The organism is Kribbella sp. DT2, assembly GCF_049844575.1.
GTDB lineage: Bacteria > Actinomycetota > Actinomycetes > Propionibacteriales > Kribbellaceae > Kribbella.
In genome coordinates this window covers 304528-311623 of record NZ_JBNCLH010000011.1, presented here as the reverse complement: position 1 = coordinate 311623, position 7096 = coordinate 304528, and the positions used below count along the sequence as shown (strand labels likewise).

The window sequence follows — 7096 nt, the reverse complement described above, 5'->3', positions numbered from 1 at the left end:
TTGTCGCCACGAGCCACCAAGATCGCTGGCCCGTATTCGCAGACGCAACATTCAGTCAGCTCCTTGCCGTCGGTGGGCCACGGCGCGGTGCGCCGTGGCCCACCGTCGTCAGTTGCAGTGATCGCCGTTCGCATCCTGGTGACCGGGCATCTTGCGCCCGTACTCGTCGGCGGGTTCGGGAACTCCCAGAACACCTTCACCGACGAAGAAGTCGTCGAAATCCATTCGTCTCACCTCCCTTGTTGGGTCGATGACTCAATGGTCGTGCGGGTCTCTCGCTTTCGAAATCGACTGAGACCGTGGACCGGTCCCACGGGATGGCTCCATCCAGCTACTCTCGGTATGTGACGAAGCGTCCTCGGAGCGGCTGTTGACCCGGCGGAAGATGTTCGATCCCGGGAGCGTTCCGGCGTCCTTCTGGAGGGAGCAGGCGGTCCAGACAGCGTTGGCGCGTCGAGATATCGGCAACTTGCTGCGAACGTACCTGTCAACGTTCGCCGACTGCACCCAAACCCAGTTGGCCTTGCTGACCGAGCACGACCGGTCCGACATCTCGAACTGGGTGCGCGGCACCAGACTTGGGCAGGTCACCGATATCGGTGTGCTGACCCGGATCGCCGAAGGTATGCAGTTGCCGGACGATGCCCGAATGCTGATGGGTCTGGCGCCGGCCGATGCTCTTGTCACGTCGGTCCGGGACGAACGCGAGCTGGCCGGCGCGAGTTCCGGGCGTAGGCGCCTGGATGGCTCCGGCCCGTCAAGTCCCCGCATCGCTATCTGCGGAAGCCGGAGCGAAGGAGTCGAGGATCGTGTGGTCGACGCGGCGGTCCGATCCCTCGCGCGACTGGTGATGATCCGCCGGCTGCGGGTCAACCACGGCCCGGTTGGAGTCGGCATCGAGGTGATGACACACATCGCTGACCACTACCAACCTCCCGGCCTGCGTGGCGCCGTCGCCATCTTCGGCCGCCGCAACGTCATCGCCGACGCCGCTTGTGTCGTAGTCATAGGTGGTGGACCGGGCACTCGCGCAGAGACGGACCTGGCCCTGGCGATGGGCAAGCAGATCCTTCCGCTGGGAGCCAGCGGGGGAACGGCTTCCGCAGTGCTGCACCAGTTGCTGAGAAGCGAGTCCCGCAGTGATTGGTTGGAAGGCGACTACCTTGCTGCGCTGCGCCAGTGCGCCAGTCTGTCGTCCGGGGCCAGCGCAACCGACATCGAACAGATATCCGATGATTTCGTCGAGATGATCGATCATCTCGTCCAGTCGAACCTAGGAGATGCGAGTGCCTGACCGTCCGTACGTCCTGCTGTCCGTCGCGGCATCGGTGGACGGCTATATCGATGACAACTCCGACCAGCGGCTACTGCTCTCGAACGACGAAGATTTCGATCGAGTCGACGAGGTGCGCGCGGGAGTCGACGCGATTCTGGTCGGCGCGAACACCATCCGCAGGGACAACCCACGTCTCCTGGTTCGCTCCCAGGAACGCAGGCACGCCAGAGTCGCGGAGGGAAAATCTGAGTCGCCTATCAAGATCACCCTGACCTCCAAGGGAGAGCTGGATCCGGCTGCGAGTTTCTTCGCAGCCGGCGACGTGACAAAAGTGGTGTACGCGCCGTCGGCGGCGCTCGCCCATGTCGAGGGGGCTGTCGGCGAGGTCAGTGACGTAGTCGCTGCCGGTGATCCCATCGATCTGAATATCGTCCTCGACGACCTCGCCGCGCGCGGTGTCCGGCGCCTCATGGTCGAGGGCGGTGGAACAGTTCATACGCAGTTCCTTTCGGCCGGTCTGGTGGATGAGCTCCAGCTGGTGGTGGCGCCCTTTCTCGTTGGCGACCGGCAGGCCCCGCGGTTCGTAGGCGAGGCGTTGTTCCCGCAAGACTCCGGCCATCGAATGAACCTGGCGGAGGTTCGGCAAATCGGAGATGTAGTGCTTCTCCGGTACCTTCCGAAGCGGGGTGCCGATGTCTGAGCACGACGATCTCCGCTGGCTGCGGGAGTCCATCGAGCTGTCCCGTTCTTGTCCGGTCTCCGCCACGGCCTTCTCGGTCGGCGCGGTCATTCTGGGAGCGGATGGACAGGTTCTTTCGACGGGCTACTCCCGAGAGGGGGACCCACATGTCCACGCGGAGGAAGCCGCACTCAGTAAGCTTCCGGTCGATGATCGGCGCCTGCACGAAGCGACGATCTACAGCTCCCTCGAGCCGTGTAGCAAGCGTGCGTCAAGGCCGCGAACATGCTCGGAGCTGATCATCGATGCGGGGATTCCGCGGGTGGTCTACGCCTGGCGGGAACCTGTGCTGTTCGTCGACGGCGAGGGGGACGAGAAGCTCCGCGAGGCGGAAGTCACCGTCGTCCACCTACCTCAGCTGGCGGACCTGGTCATCGAGATCAACGCACATCTGATGGGGTCGGGCTCGAAGTAGTCGCCGACCTCAAGTTGACAGGCGGCCTCAGCCACAGACCACCCAACTAATTTTTGTCTTTTGTACTTATGTTTATGTACTTCAGTTCTTTTTCTTGCTTGCTTCTCTTCTGTTGTTGCTGTTGGTTTTCCCGACCTGCGTTTGCCTGGTTGTCGGGTTTGCCTGTTGTACCTGGGTGCCAGAGGCGGGACTTGAACCCGCACGCCCGAGGGCACCGGCACCTAAAGCCGGCGTGTCTGCCGTTCCACCACTCTGGCTGGGGTTGCTCCCCAGGAGGTCATCCTAGGGAGCAACCGGTGTCAGCGGTTCTGCAGGGCGTCGATGAAGACGTCCTGGAGGTCCGTGGGGTTGCGGGCCACGTAGCTCTGGCCGCCGGTGGCCTGGGCCAGGCGCTTGAGCTCGGTCTCGTCCGCGTCGGGGCCGATGCCGAGGGCGATGATGCGGACCGGGCGGGCCGGGTCCTTCAGGCCGTCGAGGGTCTGCAGGGCCTTGTCGAGGCTCATGCTGCCGGGGTCGTCGTTCTTGCCGTCGGTGAAGAGCAGGACGGTGTTGACGGCGCCGGAGTTGTACTGGCTGCGTACCTCCCGTACGGCGGCGATCGCCGTGTCGTACAGGCCGGTACCACCGCCGACGCGGGCCGACTGGGTGGTGAGGTTGCTGATCATCTGCTGCCGGTGGCCCGGGGTCAGCTTGCCGATCGGGACGAGCTTCCTGAAGTCGGCCTGCTCCGGGCCGATCTTCGTGGAGAACACCCACAGGCCTAGTTCGGCCGAGTCCGGGAACAGCTTGAGGCCGTTGCCGGCTGCCTCGATGGTCAGCTGCATCCGGGTCTTGGCGCTGCCGGGGACCTTTTCGGCCATCGAGCCCGAGACGTCGATGACGGCCAGCGAGTGGGCCGACAGGGACAGCGTCGTCCAGCTCTGGAGGGCCTTCTCGATCGCGCTGGCGGTCGGCTTGGTCAGCTGCGTGATGTCACCGACGCCGCGGCCTTCGCCGAGCGGGCTCATCAGGGCGTCGCGGAAGCCGGCGTCGTCACGGGACGTGTCGACCGCGTCCGTCAGCATCTGCTCGCCCAGGGCGCGGCCGGCGTCGGTGACCGCCTCGGTGTTGCTCTTGGCGGTGACGACGACCGGGTAGTCCATCAGCAGCGTCCCGGTACGCGGCACGATCGCCTTGATCTGGGCCGCCGGGTTCTCGTCCTGGTACTTGACGAACGCCTGCTCGGACATCGGTACGACGACCGGGCTGCCGTCGGAGGTCGCGCGGCTGAGCGGTCCGTTCACCTCGGTGTACTGCTTCGGCATCGACCCGAGCCGCTGCGCGAGCGGTACCAGCACCTTGGCGACCTGGCTGTTCGAGGCCGAGGTCTTGGCTCGTTCGGCCTGGATCGCCAGCAGCGCGAGCGCGCCGGAGGCCTGTTTCAGCGGGTCGAGCACGGCCGGCTGGGTGGCGGCGAAGAGACCGAGCCACGACGAGGTGTTCGCGAAGTTCTCGTTGCGGCCGACCAGGACCAGGGGTGACGTGGCTAGTGACGGGACCGCGATGCTCGGGATCGACTCGCCGTCGTCGGCGCGGCCCACCCACAGCGACGAGTCCGGCACCCACAGGTCGGGCCGGCTTTCGTTGCCGCTGGAAAGCTCCTGGGCGACCGACGAGGACTGCGCGGCGGTGATGGTGAACTGCAGACAGGGGTTCCCGTCCTCACCGCCCTTGGCCATCAAAGCCTTGGTCGCCTGGTCCAGCTGAGGCTGGAACTCGGGCGTCGTGCTGAGCTTGACCTGGGTCGGGTCGTCGCACTTACCGCCCAGCAAACCGTCGGCGCCGGACTCGGATCCGAAGGAGCGGACCACGAACACGGCACCCAGCGAGAGCACCAAGAGACCGACAGCGGTCAAGTACACCGGTCGCCGGTTGTTGTCACTTCGCGTCACCGCAGAGGAATGTTTTCCCATCGCGGCAGGTCCCTCCCTCCCAGAGGCAGACTGCGCGCGCAGATTACCCGGTTTGCACTGGTCAGGGCCAAGGTCGCCGACCGCCGTGACCGCACCGGAATCAGGTCGTCATCGAACGCGGGAGCCTTCCGGAGTACGGCTACTCCTCAGCCGAGCCCGAAAAATCACGCTGAGTAGTGCGAGGACTCCGATCCGCTCCGAGCGGGCTGTGATCCAGATCACAGCACAGATTTGCTCAAACGACCGTTCCATGGACCACTCCCATGAAACCTTCGAAGGTTTCCCTTCGCCGAGCCGATCGCGGCGTCTCAGAGACCGAGATCGCGGCGCAGCTTGGCGACGTGCCCGGTGGCCTTCACGTTGTACTGCGCGACCGCGATCTTGCCCTCGCCGTCGACGACGAAGGTCGAGCGGATCACCCCGGTCACCTTCTTGCCGTACATCGTCTTCTCGCCGAAGGCCCCGTACGCCGTGAGGACCTCCTTGTCCGGGTCGCTGAGCAGCGGGAAGGTCACGCCGTCGCGCTCACGGAACTTCTGCAGCTTGGCCGGCTTGTCCGGCGAGATCCCGAGCACCGTGTACCCGGCCGCGGCCAGCGAGTCGAGGGAGTCGCGGAAGTCGCAGGCCTGCTTGGTACAGCCCGGCGTCATCGCGGCCGGGTAGAAGTAGACGATCACGTTCTTGCCGCGCAGGTCGCGCAGCGCGACCTCGTTGCCGTCCGCGTCGGGCAGGGTGAACTCGGGTGCGGCGTCGCCGACGGACAAGCGCTCGGACATGACGGGGTCCTTCCTCGGCAACGGCACGGCTGGGTGATTGTCCGACATTCTGCCGTACGCCGGGAGCAGCGGCGCGAGGGGCTCCTGTGACGGGTGGGACAACGATGAGGTACGGCGAGGGGGCTTGCGCGCGGGGACCGGGCAGGAGTGGAGTGTGCGCATGCGGGCGATGACGGTGGTACCGGGCAAGGCTGGGTCTGCGTCCGTCGGCGAGGTCGCCGAACCGCCCGAGGCCGACGGCACGATGCTTGTCGAAGGAGTGCTGGCCGGCATCTGCGGCACCGACCTCGAGCTGGTCGCTGGTGAGTTCGGGAGCGGTCGGGCCGGTGCGGACCGGCTGGTGCTCGGTCATGAGTCGCTGGGCCAGGTGCTGAAGGCTCCGCCTGGCTCCGGCTTCTCCAGCGGGGACCTGGTCGCGGGGATCGTGCGGCGGCCCGATCCGGAGCCCTGTCCGGCGTGCGCTCGGGGTGAGTGGGACTTCTGCCGCAACGGGCTCTACACCGAGCGCGGGATCAAGGGTGACGACGGGTACGGCGCTGAGCGGTGGCGGGTCGACCCCTACTTCGCCGTACGGGTGCCCGCTGAGCTCGGGCGGCTCGGCGTACTGGTAGAGCCCGCGAGCATCCTCACCAAGGCGTGGGAGCAGGTGGACCATGTTGGTGGGCGGTCCTGGTACGAACCGAAGCAGGTGCTTGTCACTGGGGCCGGGCCGATCGGACTGCTTGCCGCACTGGTTGCCGCGCAGCGTGGGTACGACGTACACGTGCTGGACCGCTCTGACGAGGGGCCCAAGCCGCAGCTGGTACGGGACCTGGGTGGGACCTTCCTTACTGACCTTAGTGAGCTCCAGGTCCAGCCGGACGTGGTCATCGAGGCCACTGGCGCCGGACCGGTCGTGGTGGAGGCCGCCAAGCTGCTCGCGCCTGCTGGGGTGATGTGCCTGGCAGGTATCTCGCCCGGTCCGGCGAGCATCGACGTTCAGATGGACGCTCTGGTGCGGCAGCTCGTCGTACGGAACGCAGCGCTGGTCGGGACGGTCAACGCGGCCAAGCGGCACTACGCCGACGCGGTGGACGTGCTGCTGGCGGCTGACAAGAGCTGGCTGGAGCGGCTGATCACCAGGACTGTTCCGCTGTCGGACTGGCCCAGTGCGCTGACCAAGAAGCCCGACGACATCAAGGTGGTCGTGGACCTGCGGGCCTGACCTGCGAGGATGGGATCAGTTGCCGGTCAGTAACGAGGAGGACAGGTGTCGGACACGCAAGCTCGTGGTACCGAGCAGATCGAGGCGGAGATCGCCGCCACCCGTGCACGACTGGCCGCGACCGTGGACGAGCTGGTCGACCGCACGAGCCCGAAGAACGTCGCCAAGCGGCAGGTCGAGCAGGCGAAGGCGCAGGTCTTCGACGAGCGCGGTGAGCTGCGGACGCAGAAGCTGGTCGCTGTCGGCGCTGCTGTCGTCGGCGTGGTCGGCGTACTGGTGATGATCCGCAAGCTGGTGGGCCGCCGGTGACCCCTCGCAAGGGCCTGTCCGACGACAAGCTGCCGATCCGGATGCTGCACGACCGGGTCCTGGTCTCGCTGGAGGTCGAGGGGGAGCGCAAGTCCTCGGCCGGGATCCTGATCCCGGCGACCGCCCAGATGGGGCGCCGGCTGGCGTGGGCCAAGGTGGTCGCGGTCGGGGCCAACGTGCGCACGGTCGAGGTGCACGACCGGGTCCTGTTCGACCCGGAGGACCGGGCCGAGGTGGAGGTCCGCGGCGACGACTACGTGCTGCTGCGCGAGCGCGACCTGCACGCGGTCGCCGCCAACCGCCTCGAGGACGGCCAGACCGGGCTTTACCTCTAACTCGGGCTCGCGGGCTTCGCCCGCCTCGCCCCCGGAGAAGGAGGGGACGATGAGCCCGGCCGCCCCGGGCTCGCGGGCTTCGCCCGCGTT

8 protein-coding genes and 1 tRNA gene are annotated in these 7096 nt (G+C 66.5%); 6 read left to right on the top strand and 3 right to left on the bottom strand.

The features are described 5' to 3' along the window. Positions 1 to 370: 370 nt before the first annotated feature. From ACLQ2O_RS37205 to ACLQ2O_RS37195, 3 genes are read left to right on the top strand one after another with little or no spacing between them, the layout of a single operon-like run. Positions 371 to 1294 carry a hypothetical protein gene (locus ACLQ2O_RS37205; protein WP_425841817.1) on the top strand — a complete coding sequence of 308 codons (924 nt, stop codon included), beginning with the start codon at positions 371 to 373 and terminating at the stop codon, positions 1292 to 1294. After that, positions 1281 to 1976 (top strand): RibD family protein, encoded by a 696-nt coding sequence (locus ACLQ2O_RS37200; RefSeq protein WP_425841814.1) that lies wholly within the window; start codon positions 1281 to 1283, stop codon positions 1974 to 1976. The genes ACLQ2O_RS37205 and ACLQ2O_RS37200 overlap by 14 nt, the downstream gene beginning before the upstream one ends. Further along, on the top strand, positions 1969 to 2430 hold the full coding sequence (locus ACLQ2O_RS37195) for a deaminase (RefSeq protein ID WP_425841811.1): 462 nt from the start codon (positions 1969 to 1971) through the stop codon (positions 2428 to 2430). Before ACLQ2O_RS37200 ends, ACLQ2O_RS37195 begins: the two co-directional genes overlap by 8 nt. A gap of 176 nt (positions 2431 to 2606) precedes the next feature. Here ACLQ2O_RS37195 and ACLQ2O_RS37190 read toward each other — a convergent pair. The 3 genes from ACLQ2O_RS37190 to bcp form a co-directional block, all read right to left on the bottom strand. Beyond that, positions 2607 to 2687: transfer RNA gene (locus ACLQ2O_RS37190), tRNA-Leu, on the bottom strand. A 42-nt stretch (positions 2688 to 2729) separates the two neighbouring features. After that, positions 2730 to 4361: a VWA domain-containing protein gene (locus tag ACLQ2O_RS37185; RefSeq protein ID WP_425841808.1), complete on the bottom strand. Its 1632-nt coding sequence runs from the start codon at positions 4359 to 4361 to the stop codon at positions 2730 to 2732. A gap of 329 nt (positions 4362 to 4690) precedes the next feature. Then, complete coding sequence (bcp, locus tag ACLQ2O_RS37180; protein ID WP_425841806.1) at positions 4691 to 5158, bottom strand: thioredoxin-dependent thiol peroxidase; 468 nt, start codon at positions 5156 to 5158, stop codon at positions 4691 to 4693. Positions 5159 to 5318: 160 nt separating this feature from the next. Here bcp and ACLQ2O_RS37175 point away from each other — a divergent pair, with 160 nt between their 5' ends. Genes ACLQ2O_RS37175 through ACLQ2O_RS37165 form a run of 3 tightly spaced genes read left to right on the top strand, consistent with a single transcriptional unit; the run spans position 5319 to position 7006 of the window. After that, positions 5319 to 6362 (top strand): glucose 1-dehydrogenase, encoded by a 1044-nt coding sequence (locus ACLQ2O_RS37175; RefSeq protein ID WP_425841804.1) that lies wholly within the window; start codon positions 5319 to 5321, stop codon positions 6360 to 6362. Positions 6363 to 6407: 45 nt separating this feature from the next. Continuing rightward, the gene (locus ACLQ2O_RS37170; RefSeq protein WP_425841801.1) at positions 6408 to 6671 is read left to right on the top strand and encodes a DUF3618 domain-containing protein; all 264 of its coding nucleotides are present in this window, start codon (positions 6408 to 6410) and stop codon (positions 6669 to 6671) included. Beyond that, on the top strand, positions 6668 to 7006 hold the full coding sequence (locus ACLQ2O_RS37165) for a GroES family chaperonin (protein ID WP_425841798.1): 339 nt from the start codon (positions 6668 to 6670) through the stop codon (positions 7004 to 7006). The genes ACLQ2O_RS37170 and ACLQ2O_RS37165 overlap by 4 nt, the downstream gene beginning before the upstream one ends. The last annotated feature ends 90 nt before the right edge of the window (positions 7007 to 7096 follow it).

Excerpts from the sequence above, each read along its gene's own strand:
- bcp (WP_425841806.1), bottom strand. The coding sequence starts at position 5,158 with ATGTCCGAGCGCTTGTCCGTCGGCGACGCCGCACCCGAGTTCACCCTG.
- ACLQ2O_RS37175 (WP_425841804.1), top strand. The coding sequence starts at position 5,319 with ATGCGGGCGATGACGGTGGTACCGGGCAAGGCTGGGTCTGCGTCCGTC.
- ACLQ2O_RS37195 (WP_425841811.1), top strand. The coding sequence starts at position 1,969 with ATGTCTGAGCACGACGATCTCCGCTGGCTGCGGGAGTCCATCGAGCTG.
- ACLQ2O_RS37200 (WP_425841814.1), top strand. The coding sequence starts at position 1,281 with ATGCGAGTGCCTGACCGTCCGTACGTCCTGCTGTCCGTCGCGGCATCG.